Below are 24,222 nucleotides of genomic sequence, written 5' to 3' on the forward strand. Positions count from 1 at the left end.
TCAGCTTCGATCGCCGCGCGGACGCGACCGGAGGCCCTTCGCAACCGTCAACAAGCCGACCGGCGTAGCGCGTCGTATGTCGATACTCGATTCGCTGCCGGCGCGTCCGCTCTCGGAGGCCGAACTCGCGGCGTTGAACCGCGCCGACGCCGTGGAATTAGCCATCGCCGTCGACGAGGGCGGCCCGACGGAGGCGCTGCTGTTGGCGACGGAGTCGTGGGTGAAGGCGCTCGTGTTCGACGCCGACGGTGAGGGGTGGCGAACCGCCGAGACGGCGTCGCTCGACGAGACGGAGCGGTACGAGGCGCTCAAGCGGTGCGAGGAAGCGGTCGCGTCGCTCCGCTCGGCGTGACCGTCACGTCCATCGGGCGAGAGTTCTAATCACTCGTCTCCATACTCTCTCGTATGTATGACCGAATCCTCCTCCCGACAGACGGAAGCGACGCAGCGGAATCGGCCCTTCCGCACGCACTCGAACTCGCCGAGACGTTCGACGCCGAGTTACACGTCCTCTACGTCGTCGACACGCGGACACTCGCGACGATAGACCTCGGAGCCGACGCCGTGCTGTCGACGCTCGAAGCGGAGGGAGAGGCCGCCGTCGAACGCCTTCGGTCGCGCGCGGCCGAGACCGGTGTCGACGCTCTCGCCACCGTCGAGGCAGGGTCACCGCCGGACATCATCGTCGACTACGCCGACGACCACGACGTCGACCTCGTCGTGATGGCCACTCACGGCCGTCGCGGATGGAACCGGTATCTCCTCGGTAGCGTCACCGAACGCGTCGTTCGGAGCTCAGACGCTCCGGTTCTCACCGCTAGACACTCCGAGCACGACGAGTAGCGTCGGCGTGCGCTGCGTACTGGCGCAACACCGCTCGACTCGAGACCCGAGCGCGGCTCTGTGAGTGTTGTATGCGCACGGAACCGGCCGCCGTGGCGGATGCCGGTTCCGGTGTCAGAGGCATGGTCACCGCGCGCAGTCGACGGCGTACAGACGCCGTCGGACTCTGTGGAACGTCCGGACGCGAACAGCGCCCAGCTACGCCGGTAACCGGGAAGACGGATGCACCTCTCACGCATAACTGTTTCCCAGACAGTCGCAGTTCGAGTACGACTGTCGCGCGTCGCGTTCGTCCGGCGACGAATCACTCATACGAACAGTGCCATTCCGGACGGGTTGTAACCGACAGGACGGTCACCGTCGAGGGGCTGAACACGCCGTCCCTACGGGGAGACAATCGTAGCGTAACCGGTGCCCCACGTCGATTACGATGCCCATGACGGCGGTCGAACGGCGGGAAATACCATCTTGTCCGCCATTTGGCTGCACGTTACTTTGGGGGAGGGGGTTCTTCGATAATTTGCATCCTGGCATGGACGGTCGCCGCGCCGACGCGCAGTCCCCCTGGTACGTCGACGGCGTTCGTCCGAGAGCTTGCATGGTTCGCGTCACGGATGCGTCACCCCCGGTTCAGTACTCTCCCCCTGAATCGGACTCTTCAGATCAGTTCCTCGAAAGCGGATTTACGACCCGAGTACTCCGGAGCGACGCGAGACGGTCGTTTGCGACTCCGTCGCGCAAACATTCTATCGAGGAAGACATTTAGAAACGTTTATCATTGTCCTATCTAATACCCAGTTGTTGCTACAGAAGCCCCGGACCGCGCAAATCTGCGCGTCGGGCCTCTGCTGGCACACCTGACACACCACCTTCTCCGAACCCGATTGTCGAGCGATCAGCACGCGAAACCCGTTCGGAACGGACGTCGCCCTCGCAAAGGGCGCAACCGATTCGACCGACAGTGCGACGACTACAGGTAGTAACAAGCAAATCGGCTATGTCGGCGACGGCCGAATCGAATACCGATTGTCGGACACGTCGGCGGGTTCGCCACAGGCCCGCCGGCGCACGAGGCCCCGGCAATCACACGGCCACTTTCGAGCGCCGTACTCGTTTTCGACGTATCATCCGGGGAGCACAAAGTTCAGCATCGCGACGACGAGACCGGCCACGCCCATCCGCGCGCCGGCGACGAACCACCGCTGTTTCGAGATCGACCCGAGGTACGCGCCGAAGGTGAACAGGAGCGCGACCCCGACGACCACCGCCGCCGCGGTTGCCTGCGCCATCGTGAACGCGATTCCTTCGAGTAGGAACGGCGTGAGCGGCAGCACCGACCCGAGCACGGGACCGAGCACGCTCATCGTCGCGTTCGCCAGTCGGGCGGCGTCCTGTTCGGACTCGACGCGCGTATCGCCGAGGTCGCGCAGCATTGCGTCCTCCAACTCCTGTCGTTCGATTCGCTTCTCGGCGCGCTCTATCTCCCAGACACTCCAGGCGCCGGAGGTGCCGAGTCCGATCGTCGCGCCGACGCCGATTTTCGCGACCGTAACTCCCTCCGGGATGCCCGAGAGAAACGCCCCGATGACGACGCCGATGGCCGTCAACGTCCCATCGAATCCGTTCGAGATGAAGTACCGGCGCGAAATCGGGTCGCTCGCCCGTTCGAGAAACGTCCCGAGCCGCGAACTGCGCTCGGCCATCGATCAGTCCTGCGGCGTCTCGCTCTCTTCGACGATGTACTCGCCCGCGGCGACTTCGTCGATAGAGTGTATTGAACCCCCGAGGTCGTAGATGGTCGATTCGAGGCGTTCGTAGTCGATGTGGCCGCCCTCCACCGTCAGCTTCAGATTCTGTACCTCCTGATCGGTCTCGACGAGTTTCGCGTTCACCCCGTCGATTCCGTCGAGTCCTGCGAGCTCGGACGCCAGTTGGTCGGTCGGTGGTTCGTAGGGTTTCAACAGGTCGAGTACGACGCGGCGAATCGGTGCCATCACGCTGTACGAGAGGGGCGTGTCAGGAAAAACGTACCCCTAGACAGTTATCCGTCCTTTCGGAGGCAACAGTATCCACCATAAAGAGTTTTCTCCGGGGTTTTCGTACCGCTGAGTATGACCGAGTACACCGTCGAGTTCGTTGGCACCGGCGAGAGCATCGAAGTCTCCGACAAGCAGACCATCCTGAAAGCCTGTATCGACGAGGGAATCGCACAGGAGTACTCCTGCCGCGTCGGGATGTGTCTGGCGTGTTCGGCCGAGATCGTCGAAGGCGAGGTCACTCAGCCCGCCGCGCGCGGACTCACCGAGGAGGAGGCCGAGCGGTACGCGCTCACCTGCATGGCCCGCCCGCAGAGCGACCTGAAACTCGACCGCGGGAAGTACCCGCCGAGCATCGAAAGCGACGCGCAGGCGACCGGCGATGCGGCCGCGGCCGACGACGACTGAGTACCTCTTCTCTCGCTTTCTCTCGCCTGCCGAGCGCCGACACCGTCAGTTCGGGGTCGCCCTCACTCCGTCGTCTCCGTCAGTCCGCCGTCGCCGCGCAGTTGTTCGGGCCGAGTTCCAACTCGAACGCCTCGTCGTCGTCGACCGAACCGCGACCGAGGTTCGTTTCGATTATCTCCTCGAAGTTGTTCGGTCGCGGCGGCATCGCCGACAGCGCGTAATCGACGAACGCGTCTTCCTCCATCGACAGTGCGTCCAATCGGTCTCTCAGTTCGCCGAGCGTCGCAGTGTACGTGCCGTCTTCTTCGGGGTCGGCGTCGTCACCGTAGTGGCCGGGCGCGACCACCGTCTCGTCGGGCAGCGCGAGCACTCGCTCGTGGAGCGTCCGGTGTAGCTGTCGCGCCATCTCCTCGGCCCCGTCGTCGCCACGTTCGAGGTCGGGCCGGGCAACACTCTCGGAGAACAGCAGGTCGCCGTCAATGAGGACCTTCCCGACCCGGTAAGCGGTCATCTCGGTCGTGTGCCCCGGTACGTGCATCGCTTCGAGCGTCGCGTCGCCGACGGTGAGTTCGTCGCTATCGCCGACCAGTTCGGCGTCGAACGCGAGTCCGCGGTCGGTCGCTCCTTCGGGTACGACCCGGACCGCGTCGCTCCGGTCGGCCACCTCGCGAACGCCGCTGACGTGGTCGGCGTGGACGTGGGTATCAAGCGCGTACCGTAGCTCTGCGGCGCGGTCGCGGGCGTCCTCGACGTAGCGGTCGGCGAACGTGCGGAGCGGATCGATAACGGCAGCTTCGTCTCCGGAGACGACGAGGTACGCGAGACAGCCGCTCGCTGGTCGCTGGTACTGGATTACCGTCGCGCCGTCCGCGTCGGCGTCGAGTTCCTCGGCGTGGTACGCCCGCGCCCAGCCGCGCATCCCGTCTTCGAGGTTCACTGCGTCGAGGCCGTGCTCGCGGAGCGCCTCGGCCACCGTCGCGCTCGACTCGCCGCGTCCGCAGATGACGACGACCCGCTCGCCATCGTCGAACTCGGCCGCGAGGTCCCCGATTTCGTCTTTCGCCTGCGCCTGGACGAATTTCATGTACGGGAGGTGCGTCGTCTCGACGTCGCCGCCGCCGAGCGGCCACTGGTCGGACTCGTCGCGGTTGCGCACGTCCAGTACCCGGACTCGCTCACCGGCGCGGAGCGTCTCGGCCAGCGACGACGGAGAGAGGGCGATTTCGTCGGAACTCATAGCTCGAACTACGCTGCGGGAGGTCAAAAGTCCGCGGCGGAGAGGAGACGGAGAGGACAAGATGGCGGGAAGGACGAGGTGTCGCGTAGCACGACGGGAGCAACGTTGAACTCGCGGGCCGCCGTCACGACTCCCATGGACGCCACGAAGTTCCGCGAGACGGTGGAAACGTCGAAGCGAACCGAACTCGACCGATTGGGGTCGAGCCAACTGCTCGTCGCGCTGACCGACGCGGAGTTGGACGCCGAGTCGGTCCTCCGCGTCGCCGCCGGGAGCGAGGCCGCCGCCTACGGGACGTTCTCGTCGTGGGCCGACGACGAGGTGTCCGACGCGGCGCGCGAGGCGTTCGAGGCGGTGGCCGAGCAGGAGGCCGACCACCACGAGCGCGTCGTTGCCGCAATGGACGGCAGCCCAGACGAGACGCTCGAAGACGCGACCGATGCCGACGCCGGTCCGATGCACGGCTACCTCCGCGGACGCGACGACACCGTCTCGCGCGTCGCAGGTGGGATGGTCGGCCGGTCGCTGCTCTCGCTTCGGACACACACCCAGATTATCGGCTTCTTCGTCAACGAGGCCGACGAGAAACGCGCGGACCTCTTCCGGGACCTGAAAGGCGAGACGCGGGACACCCTCGACCGCGGCTTGGAACTTCTGGAGGAAACCTGCGAAACTGACGAGGAGTGGGAGCGCGCGCGGGCGACGGCGGAGTACGTGATTCGGTTGGTGTACGACGACTACGCCGACGCGCTGGGCGAGTTGGGGTTGAATCCGAAGTCGGTATGTTAGGTCTCACGCCGGAATCGGTGTGTTACGTCTCTACGTCGGAATCGACAGATGTCAGATGATTTCACTTATCACCGAATCGTGTGAACCTGTCTTCGGACAACATGAGCGGGACGAGCGAAGTGATACTGACGAAGAGTCGGATTCGACCCGGGAAAACCGACCGACTCCGCGAGTGGACCGACGAGATACGGGCGCGCGAGGACGAGGCGCTCGAAACGCTCCAGCACGAGGGGATGCACGCGGAGGCCGCGTTCGTCGAGCACGCAGAAGACGGCGATTATCTCGTCTACTACATGGAAGCCGACGACATCGAGGAGGTGTTCGAGGCGTTCGAGGAGTCGCCGCACGAAATCGACCGTGAACACCGCGAAGTGATGCACGAGGTACTCGTCGGAGACGACGCCGAACGAACTATCGAACCGCTGTACCACCTTGTCAATCCCGAGAAGCGCTGAACATCCGGCTTCTCCGGTGTTCGGTCTCTCACCCGTCCGTGGGGACGATTCGGTAGAGTGCACCGCCGTCGAACGTTCCGCCGAGCACGTACAGTTCGCCCGACGGACTGCGGCCGAACGAGAAGATGCGGCTGAGGGTCTCGCTCCCCGCACCGACCGCGTCAACGACGCGCGTCGGCCACATCCCCTGATCTTCGGGTCGTCTCGCGACGAACAGTCGGCCGCTGGCGTCCAAGTCGCCGAAGACGTACGCGCCCTGCAACTGCGGGAGTGCCGACCCGCGGTAGACGTAGCCGCCGATGACGGAGTTGCCGCTGAGCGGCCCGCCCGAGTGCGAGTACTCGATTATCGGATCGACGAGCGGTTCGCCGCCGCGCACCGACTCGGGCGTCCGGTCCGGACAGGAGTCCGCCGCGAAGCAGTGGGTCCCCTCCTTCACGTTCCACCCGTAGTTGCCGCCCTTCTCGACTAGGCTCACCTCCTCGTACTCGCTCTCGCCGACGTCGCCGACGAACAGGTCGTCCCCGTCGAACGAGAGTCGCCACGGGTTCCGAAAGCCCCACGCGTAGTGTTCGTCGAGACCAGGGCGACCGACCAGCGGGTTGTCGTCTGGAATCGCGTACGGCTTGCCGCCCTCGCGACCGTCGACGTCGATGCGGAGAATGCTCCCGAGGAGGTTGCGACGCACGTCCTGGGCGTTGCCGCCGGGGACGGCTCCGTACCAGTCGTCGACGTGGCCAAGTCCCAAATCCCAGCCGTTTCCGCCGTCGCCGACGGTCACGTAGAGGTAGCCGTCAGGTCCGAACGTCAGATCGCCGGCGTTGTGGTTCGGTTGCGGTTCGGGAATTTCGAGGACAGTGCGCTCGGAACCGCGGTCCGCGGTTCTGCTGTCGGCACTCACGGCGAACTCCGAGAGGACGAACGTGTGGCTGTAGCTCTGCGGCGTGTTCTGTCGGCGCGGCGCGCTGTAGCGGACGAACAAACGGCGGTTCTCGGCGAAGTTCGGGTGGAGCGCGAGACCGAGCAGTCCTTTCTCCCCGCCGGCCTCGACGGTGTCCCGAAGGTCGAGCAGCGGTTCGTCCCGCACGCTCCCGGACTCGGTGACCCAGACGAGGCCCCGCTGCTCGGCGACGTATCGCTGGTCGGAACTAGGGACGAACGCGATGTCCAGCGGAATTTCGAACCCCTCCGCGATCGTTTCGACTCCGACCGAGTCGGGAATCGCTCCCGTCTGTGCCGGTTTCGACGTGCCGGCCGTCTCGCCGAGAGATCGGTCGGTCGATACCGACTCGGCGGTCTCGGTCGTCACCGCCGTACCGACCGCACCCATCACTGTCCCCGAGAGAGCCGTCCGGAGCAGCTCTCGTCGACTCGATGAGAGTTTCACACCGAGTGAGACAGCGTGGAGCGGGAAGTAACTATGTGGGATTTATTATGTTTCTGTAGGAGTATCCTCCGAGGAACCACTCCGGAACACGGAGACCGTCTCAGCGGAGGTCCCGTTCGCGACGACTTTCTGACTGTTGTCGTCGACGAACGGACTCAGACTGCGCTACTTGGGTGGTACTCGTCGAACTCGTCGCGGAGGACGTTACAGATCTCGCCGACCGTCGCATACACTTTCACCGCGTCGACGATGAGCGGCAGGAGGTTAGCGTCGCCGTGGGCGGCATCGCGGATCGCGCCGAGTGCGTCCTCGACGGCCTCGGTGTCGCGGTCCGCCTTCAGCGCTTCGAGCGACTCGACCTGTCGCTTCTCGTCCTCCTCGGACACCTCCTCGATATCGACGTGCGCCTCCTCGTCGACCTGATACTCGTTGACGCCGACGATGATGCGCTCGCCTGCTTCGATCTCGCGCTGGCGCTCGTAGGCGACCTCCTGAATCTGCCGTTGGACCCACTGCTCTTTCACCGCGTCGAGCATCCCGCCGCGTTCGTCGACCTCGTCGAGGATCTCGAAGGCGTCGGCCTCGACCTCGTCGGTGAGTGCCTCGACGTAGTAGCTCCCGGCAAGGGGGTCGATAGTGTCCGCCGCGCCCGACTCGTGGGCGAGAATCTGTTGGGTGCGCAACGCGGTGCGGACGCTCTCCTCGGTCGGTAGCGACAGCGCCTCGTCCTTCCCGTTGGTGTGGAGGCTCTGCGTGCCGCCGAGGACGGCCGCGAGCGCCTGGTACGAGACGCGGACGATGTTGTTTTCCACCTGTTGGGCGGTCAGCGTCGACCCGCCGGTCTGGGTGTGGAACTTCAGCTGTTTCGACTTGGGGTTCTCCGCACCGAAGCGCTCCTCCATGATCTTCGCCCACATGCGGCGGGCGGCGCGGAACTTCGCGACCTCCTCCAGAACGTTGTTGTGCGCGTTGAAGAAGAACGACAGTTGCGGCGCGAACTCGTCGACGTCGAGTCCGGCGTCGATGGCGGCCTGGACGTACTCGATGCCGTTACCGAGCGTGAACGCTACCTCTTGGGCGGCAGTCGACCCTGCCTCGCGGATGTGGTAGCCCGAGATGGAGATGGTGTTGAACTTCGGCGTCTCGGACGCGCAGAACTCGAAGATGTCGGTGATGAGCCGCATCGACTGCTCCGGCGGGTAGATGTAGAGGTTGCGCGCGACGTACTCCTTCATGATGTCGTTCTGGATCGTTCCGCGAAGTTGGTCGCGGTCGACGCCCTGCTGGTCGCCGACGGCGACGTACATCCCCAGCAGGACCGCCGCGGGCGCGTTGATGGTCATGCTGGTCGAGACTTCGTCCAGCGGGATACCCTCGAACAGTGTCTCCATGTCGCGCAGCGAGTCAATGGCGACGCCGGATTTGCCAACTTCGCCCGCGGCCATCTCGGCGTCGGAGTCGTAGCCCATCTGCGTCGGCAGGTCGAACGCCACCGAGAGACCGGTCTGACCGTTGTCGATGAGATACTGGTAGCGGTCGTTCGTCTCGGCGGCGGTGCCGAAGCCGGCGTACTGCCGCATCGTCCACAGCCGTCCCCGGTGCATCGTCGGGTAGACGCCGCGCGTGTACGGTTTCTCGCCGGGGAAGCCGATGTCGTCGACGTAGTCGGTGTCGGCGATGTCGTCGGGCGTGTAGAGGCGGTCGACCTCGTTGCCCCCGGTGTCCGTCGTGAACGTCTCCTCGCGCTCCCCGAACCGCTCCAGTGTCGGCCGAAGCGTCTCCTCCTCCCACTCCTCTTTCGCGGAGCGAATCCGCTCCAAATCGTCGGGGTCGAACATAGTCGAAGATGAAGATAGGCGGTACCTTAAGCGTTCGAGAGACGCACCCGTTCGCCGACCGCCCGCTTAGCACCTCGGTAATAAAGGCCTCACCGCAGGTTCGGTCGACCGAGATGGATTCGGAGCACACCCGGAGACGAGTCCTCGAACTCGCCGGCGTCGGCACCGGCCTCGCGCTCGCGGGCTGCGTCGGCGGCGCTTCCGACACCCCGGCGTCAAACGGCGACGCCGCGTCGCCGACGCCCGACCCGACCGAATCGCCCGACAAACCAGAGACAGAAACCGAAACTCCTGACCCGACCATGAGCACCGTCTTTCACTTCACCGCCGACGAATCGCACCAGGAACACGCACTCGGAAACGTGAGAAACCTCCTCGCCGACGACACCGTCGACCTCGACGACGTCGTCCTCCTCGTCAACGGCTCCGGGTTCAAACTCGTCCTCGAAGAACAGACCGAACACGCAGAGAAACTGCGCGAACTCCTCGACCAAGGGGTGTCAATTTGCGCCTGTGAGAACTCGATGGAACGGTTCAGCGCGACGGAAGACGACCTCGTCGACGGCGTCGAGACGGTTCCCTCCGGCGTCGGCGAACTAACGAAACTGCAGGCTGGCGAGGGGTACGCCTACATCAAAACGCCGTAATCTCGGGCCGACAGCGCCGATGCGAGACGACTCGTCCCTCCACTCGCTGTTTCTCAATCGCCGTCTTCGGTGAGCGTGACCTCGAACGGCGCGTCCGTCGGAGCGTCGCTCGGGTCCACGTATCCCATCCCGAAGGCGGAGTAGACGCCGCGACTGTCGAGTCTCACCTCGGTCGTCGTCACCGCGTCGCCGCCGTCCGCCGGGCGGACTTCGAGTTGGTGCATCCCGGCCGAGAGCGTCGTGGTCGCGGCCCTTCCGTAGCCGACTCCGTCGAACACCGTCTCGTCGCCGTCGGCGGCGACGACCTGCAGGCCGCTGCTGTCGGGGGCGGCGTTGACGAACCGGAGGCGGGCGCTCCCCTCGTCGGGAAGCGAGAGGTTCTCCTCGAACAGCCGAAACTGGAGGTCCCTGTTGGTGTCGGAGCCTTGTTCGCCAAGGGCGACGCCGGTGTAACTCGCGACGTCCAAATCGAGCGACTCGTCGAACAGGACATTGCCCGCGCCACCGGTGGCGACGAGTTTTAGATCGGTCTGCTCGGCGCCGAGGTAGAGGTACTGGCTCACCTGCCGAAACGTTTCGTCTTTCAACGCTGCGTCGCCGAAGATGACCACGTCGAAGTTCGGCGCGTCGGGAACCGCGTGGATGACGCGGAGGTTCGCGCCGCCGTCGGTCGACGCCGGGCCGTCGGTCGAAGCGTCGGTCGAAGCGTCGGTCGGAGCGTCGGTAGCCGTCGACGCGGCGTCCGCGGTCGGTTCGCCGCTGGAGGGCTGTATCTCGTCTTCGGCGAGGCTGTCGCCGCAGCCAGCGACCGCGGCGAGGAGGGCGACGCCGCTGGCTCGCAGAAACGTCCGGCGACGTGAGTCGGGCATCGTCCGCCCAGTCGTTCTCCGAGCATCTCAACGTTTCCCTCGTTATCACTGTTTGAAATACGACAGTGTTCAGAACCGTAACGTCAGCGACGACTCCCCGGTTGCGGGTCGACGTGCGGTTTCGGCAGCAGCGCCTCGAACGGCTGCGCGTCGAGCCACTCCAACAGGCGGACGAGTTGGTCAGTCGCCGCCTCGAACAGTTCCGCACCTTTCTCCGGCGTCGCGTCCGTCTGGTCGCCGAGCACGCCGTTTTCGGTATTGTCGGCCGCGTCGTAGAAGGTGCGTGCGCCGAACTTTCGGGGGTTGGCGTCGGCCAGACTCCGCACGCCGCCGCCGCGCGCCGATTCGAGTTCGTCGTCACGAACCAACTCACGGGCGATGTGCATAATCATCGCCGTCTCCTTCGGCCCGCCGTGGGGGCCGTTGTGCTCGAACAGATCGCTCACGAGATCCGGAATCGACTCGTCCCACATCCACTCGATGGCGTAACCCGCGCCGTCGTCGCGGAGACGACGCCCTACCTCGCGCAAGTGGACGGTGTTGCCGCCGTGGGCGTTGACGTAGACGACCCGGTCGATGCCGTGGTACGTCAGGTTGCGCGTGAGGCTCTCGACGTAGTCGCGGAAGGCGGGCGGGTCGACCCACATCGTCCCGTGGAACTGGCGGTGGTGGGGGCTGACGCCGATATCAATCGTCGGCGTGCAGAGGTGGCCCGTCCGTTCCGTCGCCGCGCGCGCCAGCGACTCGGCGATGAGGTGGTCGGTCGCGAGCGGGAGGTGTGGCCCATGCTGCTCGGTCGAACCGAGCGGCACGACCGCGAGCGACTGTTTGGCGACGTACTCTCCGAGTTCCGGCCACGTCCGGTCGGCGACGTACATGGACGGAGGAGGGGCGGAGGATCCAAGAAGTTAGGTGGTGAGAGAGTCGGCGCGCCGTCACGTAGACGGTCGATGCGACGTGGCGGAGACAGTCGTCGCCGCTCGCCCGCGCAGTCCCCGCGTTCTCGCTGGCGTTCGCCACGTTTTTGCCCGCCCGCCACGACGCTCCGGGTATGTTTGGTGGCGGCGGTATGAACCCGCGGAAGATGAAGCAGATGATGAAGCAGATGGGCATCGACGTCTCCGAAATCGACGCCGAGGAGGTCATCATCCGAACAGCAGACGAAGAACTCGTCTTCAGCGACGCGCAGGTGACGCAGATGGACGCACAGGGACAGCAGACGTACCAGATCGTCGGCGAACCCGAGTCCCGAGCGCTTGGCCCGGGTGACACCGCAGGTGCGAGCGGCGCCCGTTCCGAGGATACCGTGGACGTCGACGCAGCGGGCGAGGCGGGCGGTGAGGCGGACGGCGAGGAGATCCCCGACTCGGACGTCGAAATCGTCGCGACGCGCGCCGGCGCGAGCGAGGAGGAGGCCCGAGAGGCGCTCGAAGCCGAAAACGGTGACCTCGCCTCGGCGATCTCGCGCCTGGAGTGATACTCCTCGTCCACGGCGACCGCGAGTATCTTCGCGGCCCCGGTGACGAACTGCAGACGGACCTCGGCGTGCTCACCGTCCCCGAGGACGTCTCGCCGGGCGACGTGCTGGAGACGCATCTCAGCGAGGAGTTCCTCGTCCGCGCCCCGCGTGGTCCCGACCTGTTCAACCACTTCGAGCGCACCGGCGCACCGATGATGCCACGCGACGTCGGTCTCATCGTCGGCCACACCGGCGCGGCAGCGGGCGACCGCGTGCTCGACGCCGGAACCGGAACGGGCGTGCTCTCGGCGTATCTCGCCCGCCTCGGCGCGGAAGTCACGACGTTCGAGCGTGACCCCGGCTTCGCCGACGTCGCCCGCGAGAACATGGACCTCGCCGGCGTTTCCGACCGCGTCGACGTGCGAACCGGCGACCTGACGCAGGAACTCGATTCGCTCTCCGGATTCGACCTCCTAACGCTCGACACCGGCGACGCGCCCGATGTCGTCGCCCGCGCGCCAGACCTGCTCGTCTCCGGCGGATTCGTCGCCGTCTACTCGCCGTTCGTCGAGAATTCCCGAGAGACGGTGCGAACCGCCCGCGAAGTCGGTCTCTCGGGCGTCGAAACGCTCGAAACCATCCAGCGGCGGATGGACTTCGGCGACCGCGGGTCGCGGCCGTCGACGGCGGGCGTCGGACACACGGGCTACCTGACGTTCGCGCGCAACGAGTAGCGAAGTCGCCCTCGGTTGCCTTTGAGAACGGAGACAGGTTCCGAACTTCCTCCGGCCGCAGAACCACTAAGTCTACAGCCCTCTTACAGGACTCCGTACCATGAGCACCGACGAAATGTCAGATATCGGCGAAACGCGGACGTGGCCAGAACTCGCGATCGGTCTCTACGAGCGACTGACCGGACGAGGCGCGGAGATTACCTACGAGTTCGAGGAGATGGAAGTCGACGTGCCGAGCAAGACCGGCGAGGACGCCGAACACGCCCACTGGCGACTCGACGGGACGCTCCGCATCAGCACCCGCGAACCGGACGAGTGACCGGCACCCGCCGCCCGCTGGACGTCACGGCCGAACTGACGCTCACCATCGAGGACGAGGATATCCGCGTCGTCGGCTTCGGCGACCTCGTCGTCGTCGATACCCCGTCGCTCGGTGGGGCGTTCGCGCTCCTGCAGGGGACGAAGCGACTGCCGACCGATCAGTTCGGCGCGGACGTTCGCGCCGCGGACGTGACCGTCGACGTGCGCGTCGACGGCGTGAGCATCGCCCGCCTCGGTCCGGGCGTCCGACCAGGCTACCTCTCGCGTAAACTCGGCGTCGCCCCCGCCCGACTCTCGCTCGGCGGCGCAGCGTTGGCGCTGCTCCGCAGGACGCGTCCGTAGCCCCGTCACCCCCGCAGTTCACTGAGTCGCCCGAATCAACGCGAACAGCTCTTCTCTGAATCGGTTGGGGTCGAAGGCCCCGGTCAGCGACGCTGCCGAGTCGGCGCTCGGCCCGTCTCCGTCGCCCGACGGCGCGTTCTCGTCACTCGACCGCGTGTCCTCCTCGTCCCGCGGTGATTCGACGACGCTTGTGGGATACGCGCCGCCGGCGAGCAGGAACTCGCCGCGGGCGTCGGTCGGCCAGACCGCGAGCCACCCCCGCACGGAGACGACCGCCTCACCGGCCCGTGAGCGGGCGTCGTAGCGCGCGAGCCGCGCCTCGGTCCCCCGAACGTCGAACCGACGCTCCTCGGTTCTCTCGACGGCGAGAAAGCCGCGTTCGCGGAGTTCGTCCTCGAACCCTGCCATCGAACGGTCGGCGACGAGACGCCAAAGCGTCCGCGACGCGGGCGGGCGCGGCTCGAGTAAAAGTCGACTCGCGAAGAAGAAGCGTCGGATTCGGTCCCGTCCGGTGCGTTCGGCGAGATGCTCGTGCAACGCCGCGTCCTCGTAGACGGCGGTGTGAGCCGTCGCCCGGACGAGACCCGCGTCGAACGGGCGGTCGACGCTCGATTCGGACAGCACCCACCCGCCGAGACGGTCTTCGGGGACCGTCGGCGGGGGCACGCTCATCGCTCAGTGGTCGTCTTCGCGCCACTTGTGCTCGCACTCGGTACAGACGAAAAAGCGCGTCTCGGACTCGTCGGCCGAGCGAATCTGCTGCATGTACCAGTAGGCGGTGTCGTTGCCGCAGTCGGGGCAGTGCGCCGTCGTCGTCGGCAGGCCGCTCGTGCCGCCCTCGGACTCGATAATTTCCGACTCCTCTTGAGCTTGCGTCGTCACCATCGCCTGCTCTTTGGCCTCGTCGCGTAGTTTTTCGTGGCCGCACTTCGTACAGACCCAGTTGTCGCCTTGCGTCTGCATCATCGAACCGCATTCGTCGCAGAACTCCATAGGAGTGATACCAGCGTACTTGGCTACTTAAACGTCGGGATTCGACGCCGAAACCACTGGACTGGGTCTCCCCTGCCTCCGCGCGTCCGTCAGTTTTCAGGCGTCGCCGTCGGACTGCCTCGGTTCGCCGAGCGCTTCGACGGGGAGCGTGTTGTACAGTTCCTCGGAGAGTTCCTCGGGACTTCGGTACGTCTCGCTTCGCGTCTCGGACACGAGTTCGCCGAGGTTCGCCTGCCCGTCGGCGAACGTGACGGTCGTGTCGGTATACTCCGCGGCCGCCTCGTCTCGGGAGATCGGGTAGGACAGTTGGTCGAACTCCGTGTCGACGCGGCTTAGCTTGACGGTGTCGCTCATACGTAGTGTATCGGCTGCCGAACACATAGCTCCACTGTCAGTCCCGATGAGGGTCCCGAGCGCTGACCGACGGCGACGGCGGTCGGACTCCTCGACGCTCGCGAGGGAGTCGTGCCTCGACACTTGACGCCGTCACTCGGTTGGGTCGTCGCGGAACTCGGCGACCGGGTCGTACTCGCTCTCGACGGAGTAACCGCCGCAGCATGGACAGACGTGATACTCGACCGGGTACGTCTCGCCGCACCCCTGACACTCGTACGGCCCGCCGGTCACCTCGCCGTTGGTGAGTCGGTCGAAGATAGTCGCCAGCGGGTTCATAGCCCGGTCAACGGATGTATATACCATTGTAATGACTGTGCTAAACGAACGAAATTACTGTTTTAGAGACACTCAGACAAAGACAAAAAACTACTCGAACTCGGGGTCGCGCTTGTCGAGAAACGCGTCCATCCCCTCGCGCTGGTCGTGGGTGCCGAACAGTCCGCTCCACGCCCGGCGCTCGTAGACGAGACCAGCGCCCTGCGGTTCCTCGTGGACGGCGTTGATCGTCTCCTTGGCCGTCTGTAGCGCGAACTTCGGTTTCGCGGCGAGGTCGGCGGCGTGTTCGGAGACGACGTCGTCGAGTTCGTCGTGGGCGACGACTTCCCCGACGAGACCGTGTTCGTGGGCGTCGGTGGCGTCGATTCGGTCGCCGAAGAAGATCATCCGCCGGGCGAGTTCGTCGCCGACGAGTCGCGGCAGTCGCTGGCTCCCGCCCCAGCCGGGCGTGATGCCGAGATCGATCTCGGTCTGCCCGATGACCGCCCGTTCGGACGCGACGCGGAGGTCGCAGGCGAGCGCGAGTTCGCAGCCGCCGCCGAAGGCGTATCCGTTGATCGCGGCGATGACGGGCGCGGGGAACGTTTCGAGGCGCTCGGCGACGTGGTGGCCGAGTTCGGCGTAGGCCTGCGCCTCCGGCACCGAGAGTTCCTTCATGTACGAGATGTCTGCCCCCGCGACGAACGCTTTCTCACCCGCGCCGGTGAGGACGACGACGTGCGCGTCGGCCGCCTCGGCCTCGTCGAGGGCGTCTTCGAGCGCTTCGAGCGTCTCGACGTTGAGCGCGTTAAGCCGGTCCGGTCGGTTGACGGTGATGGTCGCCACGTCGTCGGCGTCGATGTCGAGGAGTACGGTTTCCGCCATAGGCCAGAGTCACACCGATCCGGGATAATCGTTCGCCCCGCGGTCGATAGCACGACGGCGCTCGTTCTCAGTGGGAGTACGACCACGGTACGTTCCGACGCCCCACGGTCGGTCGCCGCACTCCAGAACACCGATATCCTCCCTCCCCCAACACCCGGGCAATGACCCTCTCGGACGAGGACAAAGAGCGGTTGGCGGACGTGGTGAAACTCCAACCGACGAAGAACAAAGAACTGCAGGACCGCTGGGACCTCGACAGCGGCAGCGAGGTCCACCGCTACCTCGAAGGCACGCTCAAGGAGTACTACTACCGCGACGAGAACAGCCTCATCCGGGCGACGACGGAGGCCGCGGAGCTGCTCGGCATCGAACCGCCGGTCGAGGACGACCGCGACGAGGGCGCGCCGAGCACTCTTCGCGTCCCAGAACTGGAGTCGCAAGTGTTCGAGGTCGTCGCCGGGCCGAACGAACGCTCCGAGAGCGTCGTCAGCGTGCTGAACAAACTTCGCGAGACGTTCGACGTCGACCCCGAGGCCGCCGACGTTCGCCGCGCGCTCCAGAGCCTGAAGCGGAAGGGCGTCGTCGAGGTTGTCTACCGGACCGTGCCGACGTTCAAACTCATCGTCGAACGCGACGACGTCGACGTGGAAGTGGTCTAACCTCGTCGCGACCGACGCCGAAATCGACGCTAGTACCTCCCTCGAAACCCGTCTCTACCAGTGGCTCGCCGAAACGTTCTCCGACCAGCCGACCGTTACTCGTTCTCATGGAAGACGACGGCGACGATGGCGGTCGCTCTGGTGGCTCCGATGGCTCCGGCAGTCCGAACACGGAGACCGACGCACCCGAAGACGACCGTCCCGCGGAGCCGGTCGACGTTACGGCGTTCGGCGCGGTCGGCGACGGCGAGGCCGACGACGGACCCGCGCTGCAGACCGCGCTCGACGCGGTCGCCGACCGCGGCGGCGGCACCGTCTCGCTCCCGCCGGGGACGTACCGCCACCGTCGGTCCCTGCTGTACGGGTCGAATCTGGTCGTCGCCGGACACGGCGCGACGCTGCTGTTCGACCCGCCAGACCCCGACGCGACGGCGCTCGTCCCCCGAAGCTACGGTGGCGGCGACCCGGTCAGACACGTCGTCGTCGACGGATTGACGCTTACCACCGCCGACCCCGCGAGGGGGAACGGCATCGGCGTTGCCCACGCCGAAGACGTCACCGTCCGCGACTGCCGCGGCGAGCGACTCCGGTGGCACCTCGTCGACGTTGCGGGCGGCAAAGACGTACTCGTGCGAAACTGCTACGCCGTCGGCCTCCGGTCGGCCGCCTACCAGGCGGACAACCTCACCGAGTACGGCGGCCTCGTCGTCGCCCCGCCGGAGGGACCGGTCGAAAACGCCGTCGTCGACGGGTCGGCCAACGAGAACGTCGCTATCGTTCACAACGTCGCCGAGGACTGCACGCGCGGCGTCCACCTCCACCGAAGCGGCGGCCATGACCTCTCGGTCGAACAGAACAAAATTCGCCGCTGCACCGACGTGGGCATCCTCGGCGACGACGGCACCGACTGGCACGACGTGCGCGTGAGCGGCAACATCGTCGAGGGAACCCCGACGTCGACGGGCATCCGTCTCGACGGTCGCTACCGAAACATCTCTGTCGAGAACAACACGGTCCGGAACCACGGCGGCGACGGCATCACCGTCCACCCCGGCGGCCATGGAGCGTCGAAGGAGGTCGATTCTTCCGTCGACGAGGCCGTCGCCGAGGGCGTCAGCGTCTCCGACAATACCATCGAACGCGTCGGCGGGGCCGGCATCGCGCTCCGCCGGGCGTCGGGTGAGGTTGCCGACAACTACGTCTACGACGTCGGACTCGCGGGCGAGGAGCGGGGCGAACCCCGAACAGGCGACGACGGATCGAACGAAGGTCGCGAGGACGGGAGCCTCGTGGGTCGGCCGGTCCACGAACCGTCGGGCGTCGTCGTCGAGCGCGGCGACGGCGTCACCGTCACCGACAACGTCTGTCGCAACGTCGCAGGCGTCGGGTTCGTCGTCCGCGGCGGCCGCAACGTCGCGGTCACGGCGAACGAACTGTTCGGGTTCGAGGTCGGCGTTCTCGCCGTCTCTGACCCCGTCCCGACCGCCCGGATACGAGTGGCGGGCAACACCCTCGAAGGCCGCTCGGAGTCGCGGTGCGGCATCCGCCTCCGGGGCGGTTTCGACCACCGACTCGACGGCAACGACTGCCGGCGGGTCGCCCGCGGCGTCGAACTGCTCGGCGTCCGGCGCGCGTTCTTTCGGGACACCGACGTCGTCGGCGACGGGGGCGACGTCGGCTACCGACTCGACAACTGCGAGGAACTCCGTTTCCGCGACAACGACGCCGACGGCTTCGAGCGGGCGACGGTGCTCTCGGGGTCGAGCGACGTCGAGGGGCAACTGCCGCACGCCGACGTTCGCGTCGACTCCGACTGCGCCGACGTGACGCTGATGTTTCCCGGTCGCGCGCCGCCGACCGAGGGGCGCTTCGACGCCGGGAGTCGCATCCGGAACGTGGAGCCGTCGCCGGGCGGGCCGATGGGGTGGGTCTGCGTCGACGGCGGCGACCCCGGCACGTGGCACGCGTTCGGCCGAATCGACGACGACCCGGCGTGAGCGGCGTCGCGCCGAGTCGGCGCTCAGTGCTCGACGCGACGGCCGCGTCGTCGGCACCGACGCTCACTCGGAGGCCGACCGCTCGCGGACGCGTTCGCGTCGCCGTTCGAGCAGTCGTTTGATTCCCTTTCCCGGCCCTCCTTCGACGGGCCACCCTTTCGTCCGCCACTGCGGGGGTTCGGGTTGGAACGAGGTGCACGACCCCGAACACTCGGCGGCGGTCTGATGGCGTTTCTTCGCCGCGCACCACGGGAGGAGCGCGTCGCCCGCGCGCCGAAGTTCGAAGAACCGGCAGTCCGGTCGCATCGTCTCGTGGTACGACCGCCAGCCGCGGCCGTACGCCCGCTCGGCGAGTCGCAGGCGCGTCTCCACGCGGTCGGTGCGGTCGTCGGTCTCGTCGGTCTCACCGCTCTCATCGGTCTCCGGCGACAGCGAACTCGGGTACCACGCCACCTCGCCCGCGTCGGCGGTGACGCCCTCGGAGAAGTCGAGCGCGAGGATGCCGACGTCGACGGGGATATCTTCGAGCAGCGCCGGTTCGACCGCCGCTCCGGTCGTCGCCGTCGCCAGCCACACCTCGTCGGCCAACGCCGCCTCCACGTCGTGTTCTAACTGTCCCGAGAGCGCTCGCGCGGCGCTGGCGTCCAGATCCGGTTTGTTCTCGACGGCGACGATGCGCCGAACCCAGTCGGGGTAGGGTGCGATTCGGCGAATCTCGATCCGTCTTCCGTTTCGTCGCTTTTCGACGACGCCGCGGGCGGCGGCGCGGTGAATCGCGGCGAGGACGTAGCGCCACGGGTAGCCCGGGTGTGGCAGCGTGTCGCGGTACCAGGTCCACTCGGCGGGAGCATGTCGGACGACGTGCAGCAGGTCGGAGTCGAGTTCGTCCGCGCCGAACGCCGCGCGCGCGGCCAGCCCCTCGGGGTCGGCCTCGACGACGACAGTGTCCCAGCGGCGCCGCTTCGTACCGAGTTGTCGCGCGACGACGAGCGCTGATGTTCTGTCGCCGTCGGGCGGCCACGCGCGCTCGGCCCACCGGCAGGTCAGCAGTTCGAAGACGAACTCCGAGTCGGCCGGATAGCTCACGGGGGCGACGTGCGAGCGCAGTCGCTATTCGTGTTGCGATACGCGACGACGCCCGCCTCAGGCGAGGTATCGCCGCCCGGGGTCGTCGCCGTTCTCGTCGGCGAGTTCGTTGAGGTAGTTGTGTGCCTCCTCGAGAATCTCGCGCGGGCCGTCTTGCGTGATGGTGTTGATAGCCTGCTCGTAGTCGCGCCACTGCAGGTCGCGGTGTTCGCTCGACAGTTCGGCGCTCGCCTCGAAGGAGCGCGCGATGAACAGGTGGACCGTCTTGTGGATGGTCTTGCCACCGGCTTCGAACACGTAGTCGTACTCTCTACGGAACCCGTCGACGAGGCGGAAGTCGTCGATGCCCGCCTCCTCTCCGATCTCTCTGATCGCCGTCTGCTGTAGTTCCTCATCGCCTTCGACCCCGCCTTTCGGGAACTCCCAGTCCCCGGGTCGGCTCTTCAGGAGCAGATACTCCCGTCGGCCGCGGGTGTCGCGGAAGAGGATGGCTCCAGCACTGACCGCTTCGACCGTCATTGCACTCACGTAGACCATCCCATGTTAAGAGAATATCGGAGGAGTCGGCGCAGTATCGCACAGGCGACCCTCGGTGCCGCGATTTCTGCGGAAACGCACTGTCCTTTATAAGCAACTCGTCGTTTCCGGACGACGCGTCGCCCCCGACGCCAGTTGTGCGTGTGTGACAGTCACGAAGTGCGTGTCCTGTAGATGCGTTTTTACCGTTCCGCGTGTGAAAGAGAGAGTAACCCCTCAGCTCATGACTTTTGTAACCAAGCTCACTTTCGAAAGTGGAGACCGGACCGTGCTCGACGACGTGGTCTCGGAGCTCAAACGGATGCTCGAACGGAAAGGCGCGGAGTGCAAAGGACCGCACTCGTCGCCACCGGAACGACTCAGCGTCCCGCAGTACCGGACGTTGGGGCGCGGCCGGGAGTTTTCGCCGTGGTCGTACACGATGTACACGCGTCGCCTCGAAATCCACGGCGCAGACCAGATCGCCCGCAGCGTCGCCGAACGCCAGTTCCCCGACAGCGTCCACGTCGAAATCGAAATCGAACAGAAGAAACCGCTCGGCCACCGGCAGCGGTAGAAACGCAGAAACACCGTCGACCGCCGACCCGACGAAACGACTCGGCGAGTCACCGACGATGGCGCGCTCAGAACGCGCTGTCGCCGACCTTCTCTACGAACTCCGCCTCGCCGACGTGTTCGCTCGAATCGAACGACGTGACTCGGAGTCGGACGCGGCTGTCGACCATCCCGCTCGGCGCGTCGGGGACGCGGATGCGCGTGTCGCCGATGCGGGCGACGGCGACGCCGTCTTCGTAGCCCGTGAGAAACGCCGAGAGCTCTTGACCCGCCTCGAACGTCGGGTGGGTCGTCCGGAGCCCCCATCCTTTCAGGTATTTGCCTAGGAGGCTCATACGCGAGCCACCTCCTCGGTTTCGCGGTCGGTCGTGTACTCTCGTCCGAAGCCGGTGAGCGCCGCGAAGAGGAACACGAACAGCAGCAGCCAGCCGTGGAAGACGAACGGCCACACCTCGATGGGGTTGACGACCATCGACTGGGTGAACCACTCGTACTGCTCGGGCATCCCCTGCAGGACGGCGTAGCCGACGAGCACCCCGCCGGACCACGGGAAGATGTATCCGAGCGCCGAGGTGTTCGCGTCGAGGATGTTCGCGCGCCGGTAGCCGTTGATGTTGAACCGCTCGCCGAGGCGCGCGATGTACGGCGCGATGGCGATTTCGGCGGCCGTGTTGATGGTGATGAGCGCGTTGACGAGCGCGGTGCCGAGCACCATCGTCGTCTCCGCGCGGCGCACGGAGGTCGCGACAGTGTCGAGCAGCCAGTCCTGTATCGCCTGGAAGCCGCCGCCGCGGATCATGATCTGAGCGCCGGCGACGATGAGCAGCGTCAGCACGATGAGCGGGAAGAACCCTTCCGCCCCCGCGTACAGGCTCCCGCCCACGCCGGCCTCGTCGGACGGGACGAGCGTCACGAACGGCAGCACCGATAGTGCCTGCGCGATGCCAAGATTCTCCGGGGCGGCGAAGTTGATCATGTCGCTCGTCGCCGCGAGACCGAGCGTCACGTTGAACACGAAGGCGACGACAATGCCCCACGAGATTGCCTCGACGATGTGGCGACCCTGTACCGCCGTGAAGATGACGACGCCCATCGAGACGAGGTGGACGAGACCGAACGGGTTGCTCTGCTCGCCGAGAATCTCCGCGGCCCCCGGACCGAGGTCGAGACCGGGCAGCATCGACCCGGCGACGACGTAGCCGGCGAACGCGAACACCGCGGCGACGATAGCGTACTTGAACCGCGAGGCGACGACGCCGCCGATGTCGGCGTCCTGCGTGACGGCGCTGACGATGGTCGTGTCCGACACCGGCGCGAGGTTGTCGCCGAACACCGCCCCTGAGAGAATCGACCCGAACATCAACACGGGGTTTGCGCCGACGAGCAGGCCGGCCGGGAAGAACAGCGCCGTGAAGGCGATGGTGGTGCCGTAGCCGGTGCCGATGCCGGTCGCGAGCAGCGCGGCGAGAACGAACGTGATGGCCGGGAACAGCGACGCGCCGACGCCGAGCGTCTGCGCGGCCCAGACGAGTCCGTCGACGAACCCGCCGGTCTGTATCGTCTCGGCGAACATCCCCGCCCAGAGCCACGCGACGATGGCCGTCGCGGCCACGCGCTGGGTCATCCCCTCGAAGATGGTGTTGGCGTACTTCGCCCACGAGCCCTTCGCGAGGAACATGCCGACAACGAGCGAGACGAGCATGCCGGCGACGAGACCGGTCGTGTCTCCGATTCGAAGCACGCCGCTCTGGAAGATTGCCCACACGACGAACAGTCCCAGCGGAACGGTACTCGAGATCGGGCCGCCGTAGAACTCGATGCGCGACTCCGTGCGGGCGCGCTGGGCCTCGGCCAACTCCTCTTCGACCTCGTCTTCGTAGTCCTCGCCGTCCGACCCGTCGACCGGTCGCTCCGGATCCTCCGGCGGTTCGCGATCAGTTCCCATACGGTTTCACGTTCGCTCATGGCGGGATGAATTATAATAAATCCACACGACTCGCCGAGCGTTCGTCCGGTTCAGACACGGATAATTTCGACAGTATTTGACATCTCGTTGGCTGATACGCAGTTTAAGAGACGGACAGCCGACAGTATACGGCCACCACGTCGACTCCGTAGGCCGTTGCCTCCCGATCGGCGGACGACCGACCCCGATGGTTGCCCCCTTGTCCGGCTTTATGCATCGGCATCGCCATCACCGAGATATGAGTCAGACGACAGACGACCTCGTCGCGCTCCGCCGCGACCTGCACCGACATCCCGAACCCGCGTGGCGCGAGTTCTACACCACCGCCCGCATCGTCGACGAACTGGAGAAGCGCGACCTCGACGCGCTGTACGTCGGAAAGGAGGCGCTGGCCGACGACCGTCCCGGCGTCCCGGACGACGCGGAACTCGACGAGTGGTTCGAGCGGGCCCGCGAAGCCGGTGCACGCGAGGACGTACTCGAAAAGCTGGAGGGCGGCTACACCGGCGCCGTCGCCGTCGTCGAAAAGGGCGAGGGACCGACCGTCGCGCTCCGCGTCGACATCGACGCGTTACCCATCACCGAGGCCGACGAGGACGACCACGCGCCGGTCTCGGGCGGCTTCCGCTCCGAGCACGAGGGGTTCATGCACGCTTGCGGCCACGACGCCCACGCGACCATCGGTCTCGGCGTCCTCGACGCGGTCACCGCCAGCGACTTCTCGGGGACGTTGAAGGTGTTCTTCCAACCCAGCGAGGAGATCGTCTCGGGTGGGGGACCGATGGCCGAGAGCGGCCACCTCGACGACGTGGACTACCTCCTGGCCGTCCACATCGGTCTCGACCATCCCTCCGGCGAAATCGTCGCGGGCGTCGACGGGTTCCTGGCCGTCCACCACTTCCGCGCGGAGTTCACGGGCCACCCCGCCCACGCGGGGGCGCGTCCGGAGGAGGGCGACAACGCGGTGCAGGCGATGGCGGCCGCGATTCAGAACCTCTACGCGATTCCCCGCCACGCCGACGGCTCGACCCGAATCAACGCGGGTCTCGTCGGCGGCGGCACCGCGACGAACATCATCCCCGAAGAGGCCTTCATCGACGGCGAGGTCCGGGGCGAGACGACCGAGTTGATGGAGTACATGCAGGAGAAAGCCTACCGCGTGATGGAGGCAGCGGCGGAGATGCACGGCTGCGAGGTGTCGCTGAAGACGGAGGGTGAAGCGCCGAGCGCGACGAGCGACGACGCGCTCGTCGACGTCGTCTCCACCGTCGCCAGCGAGAACAGCGGCGTCACCTCGCTGGTCGAACGCGACGCGCTCGGCGGCAGCGAGGACGCGACGTTCCTCATGCAGAAAGTCCAAGACAACGGCGGGAAGGCCGCCTACGTCGGCGTCGGCACCGACCACCCCGGCGGCCACCATACGCGGACGTTCGACGTGAACGAGGACGACCTCGGGTTGGGTATCGAGGTGCTCACCGACTCGATTCTCGAAATCGCGGCGACGCGGCCGTAGGTCGTCGCAACTCCG

30 protein-coding genes are annotated in these 24,222 nt (G+C 66.2%); 14 read left to right on the forward strand and 16 right to left on the reverse strand.

Annotated features, from left to right (window positions below; all coding sequences use genetic code 11):
- The first annotated feature begins 76 nt into the window (after window positions 1–76).
- Entirely contained in the window at window positions 77–352 is a 276-nt protein-coding gene (locus LAQ58_RS07915) for a DUF7964 domain-containing protein (protein ID WP_224450056.1), read from the forward strand.
- A 53-nt stretch (window positions 353–405) separates the two neighbouring features.
- A complete protein-coding gene (locus tag LAQ58_RS07920; protein ID WP_224450057.1) occupies window positions 406–843 on the forward strand; it encodes a universal stress protein in 438 nt (145 codons plus the stop codon).
- Window positions 844–1,967: 1,124 nt separating this feature from the next.
- Here LAQ58_RS07920 and LAQ58_RS07925 read toward each other — a convergent pair.
- Window positions 1,968–2,546, reverse strand: a complete 579-nt coding sequence (locus LAQ58_RS07925) for a VIT1/CCC1 transporter family protein (protein WP_224450058.1) — start codon at window positions 2,544–2,546, stop codon at window positions 1,968–1,970.
- Window positions 2,547–2,549: 3 nt separating this feature from the next.
- Window positions 2,550–2,837, reverse strand: a complete 288-nt coding sequence (locus LAQ58_RS07930) for a DUF211 domain-containing protein (RefSeq protein WP_224450059.1) — start codon at window positions 2,835–2,837, stop codon at window positions 2,550–2,552.
- Between the two features lie 117 nt (window positions 2,838–2,954).
- On the opposite strand from LAQ58_RS07930, the gene LAQ58_RS07935 reads away from it, so the two are divergent.
- Window positions 2,955–3,287 (forward strand): 2Fe-2S iron-sulfur cluster-binding protein, encoded by a 333-nt coding sequence (locus LAQ58_RS07935; RefSeq protein ID WP_224450060.1) that lies wholly within the window; start codon window positions 2,955–2,957, stop codon window positions 3,285–3,287.
- Window positions 3,288–3,366: 79 nt separating this feature from the next.
- Here LAQ58_RS07935 and LAQ58_RS07940 read toward each other — a convergent pair whose 3' ends face one another.
- Window positions 3,367–4,524 (reverse strand): MBL fold metallo-hydrolase, encoded by a 1,158-nt coding sequence (locus tag LAQ58_RS07940; protein ID WP_224450061.1) that lies wholly within the window; start codon window positions 4,522–4,524, stop codon window positions 3,367–3,369.
- A 135-nt stretch (window positions 4,525–4,659) separates the two neighbouring features.
- Between LAQ58_RS07940 and LAQ58_RS07945 the strand changes: the two genes are divergently transcribed.
- The gene (locus tag LAQ58_RS07945) at window positions 4,660–5,313 is read left to right on the forward strand and encodes a rubrerythrin family protein (protein ID WP_224450062.1); all 654 of its coding nucleotides are present in this window, start codon (window positions 4,660–4,662) and stop codon (window positions 5,311–5,313) included.
- Between the two features lie 101 nt (window positions 5,314–5,414).
- A complete protein-coding gene (locus tag LAQ58_RS07950; RefSeq protein WP_224450063.1) occupies window positions 5,415–5,768 on the forward strand; it encodes a DUF6176 family protein in 354 nt (117 codons plus the stop codon).
- Between the two features lie 28 nt (window positions 5,769–5,796).
- On the opposite strand, the gene LAQ58_RS07955 is transcribed toward LAQ58_RS07950, so the two are convergent.
- Together LAQ58_RS07955 and LAQ58_RS07960 are read right to left on the reverse strand one after the other, a co-directional pair.
- Window positions 5,797–7,098: a PQQ-dependent sugar dehydrogenase gene (locus tag LAQ58_RS07955; protein WP_425490703.1), complete on the reverse strand. Its 1,302-nt coding sequence runs from the start codon at window positions 7,096–7,098 to the stop codon at window positions 5,797–5,799.
- Between the two features lie 212 nt (window positions 7,099–7,310).
- Window positions 7,311–8,993 (reverse strand): acyl-CoA mutase large subunit family protein, encoded by a 1,683-nt coding sequence (locus LAQ58_RS07960; protein ID WP_224450065.1) that lies wholly within the window; start codon window positions 8,991–8,993, stop codon window positions 7,311–7,313.
- Window positions 8,994–9,001: 8 nt separating this feature from the next.
- On the opposite strand from LAQ58_RS07960, the gene LAQ58_RS07965 reads away from it, so the two are divergent.
- Window positions 9,002–9,640 (forward strand): DsrE family protein, encoded by a 639-nt coding sequence (locus tag LAQ58_RS07965; RefSeq protein WP_224450066.1) that lies wholly within the window; start codon window positions 9,002–9,004, stop codon window positions 9,638–9,640.
- Window positions 9,641–9,693: 53 nt separating this feature from the next.
- Here the strand turns inward: LAQ58_RS07965 and LAQ58_RS07970 are convergent, their stop codons facing one another.
- Window positions 9,694–10,509, reverse strand: a complete 816-nt coding sequence (locus LAQ58_RS07970; RefSeq protein ID WP_224450067.1) for a DUF4397 domain-containing protein — start codon at window positions 10,507–10,509, stop codon at window positions 9,694–9,696.
- An 83-nt stretch (window positions 10,510–10,592) separates the two neighbouring features.
- Window positions 10,593–11,387 (reverse strand): creatininase family protein, encoded by a 795-nt coding sequence (locus LAQ58_RS07975; RefSeq protein ID WP_224450068.1) that lies wholly within the window; start codon window positions 11,385–11,387, stop codon window positions 10,593–10,595.
- Window positions 11,388–11,560: 173 nt separating this feature from the next.
- Here LAQ58_RS07975 and LAQ58_RS07980 point away from each other — a divergent pair, with 173 nt between their 5' ends.
- From LAQ58_RS07980 to LAQ58_RS07995, 4 genes are all read left to right on the forward strand, one after another.
- The gene (locus tag LAQ58_RS07980; protein ID WP_224450069.1) at window positions 11,561–11,986 is read left to right on the forward strand and encodes a nascent polypeptide-associated complex protein; all 426 of its coding nucleotides are present in this window, start codon (window positions 11,561–11,563) and stop codon (window positions 11,984–11,986) included.
- Entirely contained in the window at window positions 11,983–12,702 is a 720-nt protein-coding gene (locus LAQ58_RS07985) for a methyltransferase domain-containing protein (protein ID WP_224450070.1), read from the forward strand. Before LAQ58_RS07980 ends, LAQ58_RS07985 begins: the two co-directional genes overlap by 4 nt.
- 100 nt (window positions 12,703–12,802) lie before the next feature.
- Window positions 12,803–13,021: a hypothetical protein gene (locus LAQ58_RS07990; protein ID WP_224450071.1), complete on the forward strand. Its 219-nt coding sequence runs from the start codon at window positions 12,803–12,805 to the stop codon at window positions 13,019–13,021.
- Window positions 13,018–13,365 carry a peptide ABC transporter ATP-binding protein gene (locus LAQ58_RS07995; RefSeq protein ID WP_224450072.1) on the forward strand — a complete coding sequence of 116 codons (348 nt, stop codon included), beginning with the start codon at window positions 13,018–13,020 and terminating at the stop codon, window positions 13,363–13,365. The genes LAQ58_RS07990 and LAQ58_RS07995 overlap by 4 nt, the downstream gene beginning before the upstream one ends.
- An 18-nt stretch (window positions 13,366–13,383) precedes the next feature.
- On the opposite strand, the gene LAQ58_RS08000 is transcribed toward LAQ58_RS07995, so the two are convergent.
- The 5 genes from LAQ58_RS08000 to LAQ58_RS08020 form a co-directional block, all read right to left on the reverse strand.
- Window positions 13,384–14,037, reverse strand: a complete 654-nt coding sequence (locus tag LAQ58_RS08000) for a DUF6517 family protein (protein ID WP_224450073.1) — start codon at window positions 14,035–14,037, stop codon at window positions 13,384–13,386.
- A 3-nt stretch (window positions 14,038–14,040) separates the two neighbouring features.
- A complete protein-coding gene (locus tag LAQ58_RS08005; RefSeq protein ID WP_224450074.1) occupies window positions 14,041–14,358 on the reverse strand; it encodes a transcription factor S in 318 nt (105 codons plus the stop codon).
- A gap of 96 nt (window positions 14,359–14,454) precedes the next feature.
- Entirely contained in the window at window positions 14,455–14,712 is a 258-nt protein-coding gene (locus LAQ58_RS08010) for a DUF5789 family protein (RefSeq protein ID WP_224450075.1), read from the reverse strand.
- Window positions 14,713–14,844: 132 nt separating this feature from the next.
- On the reverse strand, window positions 14,845–15,057 hold the full coding sequence (locus LAQ58_RS08015; protein ID WP_224450076.1) for a hypothetical protein: 213 nt from the start codon (window positions 15,055–15,057) through the stop codon (window positions 14,845–14,847).
- Between the two features lie 63 nt (window positions 15,058–15,120).
- The gene (locus LAQ58_RS08020) at window positions 15,121–15,894 is read right to left on the reverse strand and encodes an enoyl-CoA hydratase/isomerase family protein (RefSeq protein ID WP_224450077.1); all 774 of its coding nucleotides are present in this window, start codon (window positions 15,892–15,894) and stop codon (window positions 15,121–15,123) included.
- A 161-nt stretch (window positions 15,895–16,055) separates the two neighbouring features.
- On the opposite strand from LAQ58_RS08020, the gene LAQ58_RS08025 reads away from it, so the two are divergent.
- Together LAQ58_RS08025 and LAQ58_RS08030 are read left to right on the forward strand one after the other, a co-directional pair.
- Window positions 16,056–16,553 (forward strand): DUF5797 family protein, encoded by a 498-nt coding sequence (locus LAQ58_RS08025; RefSeq protein ID WP_224450078.1) that lies wholly within the window; start codon window positions 16,056–16,058, stop codon window positions 16,551–16,553.
- Window positions 16,554–16,660: 107 nt separating this feature from the next.
- Entirely contained in the window at window positions 16,661–18,550 is a 1,890-nt protein-coding gene (locus LAQ58_RS08030) for a right-handed parallel beta-helix repeat-containing protein (RefSeq protein ID WP_224450079.1), read from the forward strand.
- Between the two features lie 63 nt (window positions 18,551–18,613).
- On the opposite strand, the gene LAQ58_RS08035 is transcribed toward LAQ58_RS08030, so the two are convergent.
- Together LAQ58_RS08035 and LAQ58_RS08040 are read right to left on the reverse strand one after the other, a co-directional pair.
- Window positions 18,614–19,636, reverse strand: coding sequence for a DUF5787 family protein (locus LAQ58_RS08035; protein WP_224450080.1), 1,023 nt, complete (start codon window positions 19,634–19,636; stop codon window positions 18,614–18,616).
- A gap of 57 nt (window positions 19,637–19,693) precedes the next feature.
- Window positions 19,694–20,155, reverse strand: coding sequence for a bis(5'-nucleosyl)-tetraphosphatase (locus tag LAQ58_RS08040; protein ID WP_224450081.1), 462 nt, complete (start codon window positions 20,153–20,155; stop codon window positions 19,694–19,696).
- Between the two features lie 241 nt (window positions 20,156–20,396).
- On the opposite strand from LAQ58_RS08040, the gene LAQ58_RS08045 reads away from it, so the two are divergent.
- Window positions 20,397–20,729 carry an uS10/mL48 family ribosomal protein gene (locus LAQ58_RS08045; RefSeq protein WP_224450082.1) on the forward strand — a complete coding sequence of 111 codons (333 nt, stop codon included), beginning with the start codon at window positions 20,397–20,399 and terminating at the stop codon, window positions 20,727–20,729.
- A 67-nt stretch (window positions 20,730–20,796) separates the two neighbouring features.
- Here LAQ58_RS08045 and LAQ58_RS08050 read toward each other — a convergent pair whose 3' ends face one another.
- Window positions 20,797–21,063 (reverse strand): DUF7513 family protein, encoded by a 267-nt coding sequence (locus LAQ58_RS08050; RefSeq protein ID WP_224450083.1) that lies wholly within the window; start codon window positions 21,061–21,063, stop codon window positions 20,797–20,799.
- Window positions 21,060–22,673 (reverse strand): Na+/H+ antiporter NhaC family protein, encoded by a 1,614-nt coding sequence (locus LAQ58_RS08055; RefSeq protein WP_224450084.1) that lies wholly within the window; start codon window positions 22,671–22,673, stop codon window positions 21,060–21,062. Before LAQ58_RS08055 ends, LAQ58_RS08050 begins: the two co-directional genes overlap by 4 nt.
- Window positions 22,674–22,932: 259 nt before the next feature.
- Here LAQ58_RS08055 and LAQ58_RS08060 point away from each other — a divergent pair, with 259 nt between their 5' ends.
- Window positions 22,933–24,207 carry an amidohydrolase gene (locus LAQ58_RS08060; RefSeq protein WP_224450085.1) on the forward strand — a complete coding sequence of 425 codons (1,275 nt, stop codon included), beginning with the start codon at window positions 22,933–22,935 and terminating at the stop codon, window positions 24,205–24,207.
- Window positions 24,208–24,222: the final 15 nt, after the last annotated feature.

This window comes from Haloprofundus salilacus (assembly GCF_020150815.1).
Taxonomy (GTDB): Archaea; Halobacteriota; Halobacteria; order Halobacteriales; family Haloferacaceae; genus Haloprofundus; species Haloprofundus salilacus.

What these genes read in the sequence shown, in the direction of transcription:
- LAQ58_RS07915 (WP_224450056.1), top strand. Translation starts at nt 77, where the DNA reads ATGTCGATACTCGATTCGCTGCCGGCGCGTCCGCTCTCGGAGGCCGAA.
- LAQ58_RS07920 (WP_224450057.1), top strand. Translation starts at nt 406, where the DNA reads ATGTATGACCGAATCCTCCTCCCGACAGACGGAAGCGACGCAGCGGAA.
- LAQ58_RS07925 (WP_224450058.1), bottom strand. Translation starts at nt 2,546, where the DNA reads ATGGCCGAGCGCAGTTCGCGGCTCGGGACGTTTCTCGAACGGGCGAGC.
- LAQ58_RS07930 (WP_224450059.1), bottom strand. Translation starts at nt 2,837, where the DNA reads ATGGCACCGATTCGCCGCGTCGTACTCGACCTGTTGAAACCCTACGAA.
- LAQ58_RS07935 (WP_224450060.1), top strand. Translation starts at nt 2,955, where the DNA reads ATGACCGAGTACACCGTCGAGTTCGTTGGCACCGGCGAGAGCATCGAA.
- LAQ58_RS07940 (WP_224450061.1), bottom strand. Translation starts at nt 4,524, where the DNA reads ATGAGTTCCGACGAAATCGCCCTCTCTCCGTCGTCGCTGGCCGAGACG.
- LAQ58_RS07945 (WP_224450062.1), top strand. Translation starts at nt 4,660, where the DNA reads ATGGACGCCACGAAGTTCCGCGAGACGGTGGAAACGTCGAAGCGAACC.
- LAQ58_RS07950 (WP_224450063.1), top strand. Translation starts at nt 5,415, where the DNA reads ATGAGCGGGACGAGCGAAGTGATACTGACGAAGAGTCGGATTCGACCC.
- LAQ58_RS07955 (WP_425490703.1), bottom strand. Translation starts at nt 7,098, where the DNA reads ATGGGTGCGGTCGGTACGGCGGTGACGACCGAGACCGCCGAGTCGGTA.
- LAQ58_RS07960 (WP_224450065.1), bottom strand. Translation starts at nt 8,993, where the DNA reads ATGTTCGACCCCGACGATTTGGAGCGGATTCGCTCCGCGAAAGAGGAG.
- LAQ58_RS07965 (WP_224450066.1), top strand. Translation starts at nt 9,002, where the DNA reads ATGAAGATAGGCGGTACCTTAAGCGTTCGAGAGACGCACCCGTTCGCC.
- LAQ58_RS07970 (WP_224450067.1), bottom strand. Translation starts at nt 10,509, where the DNA reads ATGCCCGACTCACGTCGCCGGACGTTTCTGCGAGCCAGCGGCGTCGCC.
- LAQ58_RS07975 (WP_224450068.1), bottom strand. Translation starts at nt 11,387, where the DNA reads ATGTACGTCGCCGACCGGACGTGGCCGGAACTCGGAGAGTACGTCGCC.
- LAQ58_RS07980 (WP_224450069.1), top strand. Translation starts at nt 11,561, where the DNA reads ATGTTTGGTGGCGGCGGTATGAACCCGCGGAAGATGAAGCAGATGATG.
- LAQ58_RS07990 (WP_224450071.1), top strand. Translation starts at nt 12,803, where the DNA reads ATGAGCACCGACGAAATGTCAGATATCGGCGAAACGCGGACGTGGCCA.
- LAQ58_RS08000 (WP_224450073.1), bottom strand. Translation starts at nt 14,037, where the DNA reads ATGAGCGTGCCCCCGCCGACGGTCCCCGAAGACCGTCTCGGCGGGTGG.
- LAQ58_RS08005 (WP_224450074.1), bottom strand. Translation starts at nt 14,358, where the DNA reads ATGGAGTTCTGCGACGAATGCGGTTCGATGATGCAGACGCAAGGCGAC.
- LAQ58_RS08010 (WP_224450075.1), bottom strand. Translation starts at nt 14,712, where the DNA reads ATGAGCGACACCGTCAAGCTAAGCCGCGTCGACACGGAGTTCGACCAA.
- LAQ58_RS08015 (WP_224450076.1), bottom strand. Translation starts at nt 15,057, where the DNA reads ATGGTATATACATCCGTTGACCGGGCTATGAACCCGCTGGCGACTATC.
- LAQ58_RS08020 (WP_224450077.1), bottom strand. Translation starts at nt 15,894, where the DNA reads ATGGCGGAAACCGTACTCCTCGACATCGACGCCGACGACGTGGCGACC.
- LAQ58_RS08025 (WP_224450078.1), top strand. Translation starts at nt 16,056, where the DNA reads ATGACCCTCTCGGACGAGGACAAAGAGCGGTTGGCGGACGTGGTGAAA.
- LAQ58_RS08030 (WP_224450079.1), top strand. Translation starts at nt 16,661, where the DNA reads ATGGAAGACGACGGCGACGATGGCGGTCGCTCTGGTGGCTCCGATGGC.
- LAQ58_RS08040 (WP_224450081.1), bottom strand. Translation starts at nt 20,155, where the DNA reads ATGACGGTCGAAGCGGTCAGTGCTGGAGCCATCCTCTTCCGCGACACC.
- LAQ58_RS08045 (WP_224450082.1), top strand. Translation starts at nt 20,397, where the DNA reads ATGACTTTTGTAACCAAGCTCACTTTCGAAAGTGGAGACCGGACCGTG.
- LAQ58_RS08050 (WP_224450083.1), bottom strand. Translation starts at nt 21,063, where the DNA reads ATGAGCCTCCTAGGCAAATACCTGAAAGGATGGGGGCTCCGGACGACC.
- LAQ58_RS08055 (WP_224450084.1), bottom strand. Translation starts at nt 22,673, where the DNA reads ATGGGAACTGATCGCGAACCGCCGGAGGATCCGGAGCGACCGGTCGAC.
- LAQ58_RS08060 (WP_224450085.1), top strand. Translation starts at nt 22,933, where the DNA reads ATGAGTCAGACGACAGACGACCTCGTCGCGCTCCGCCGCGACCTGCAC.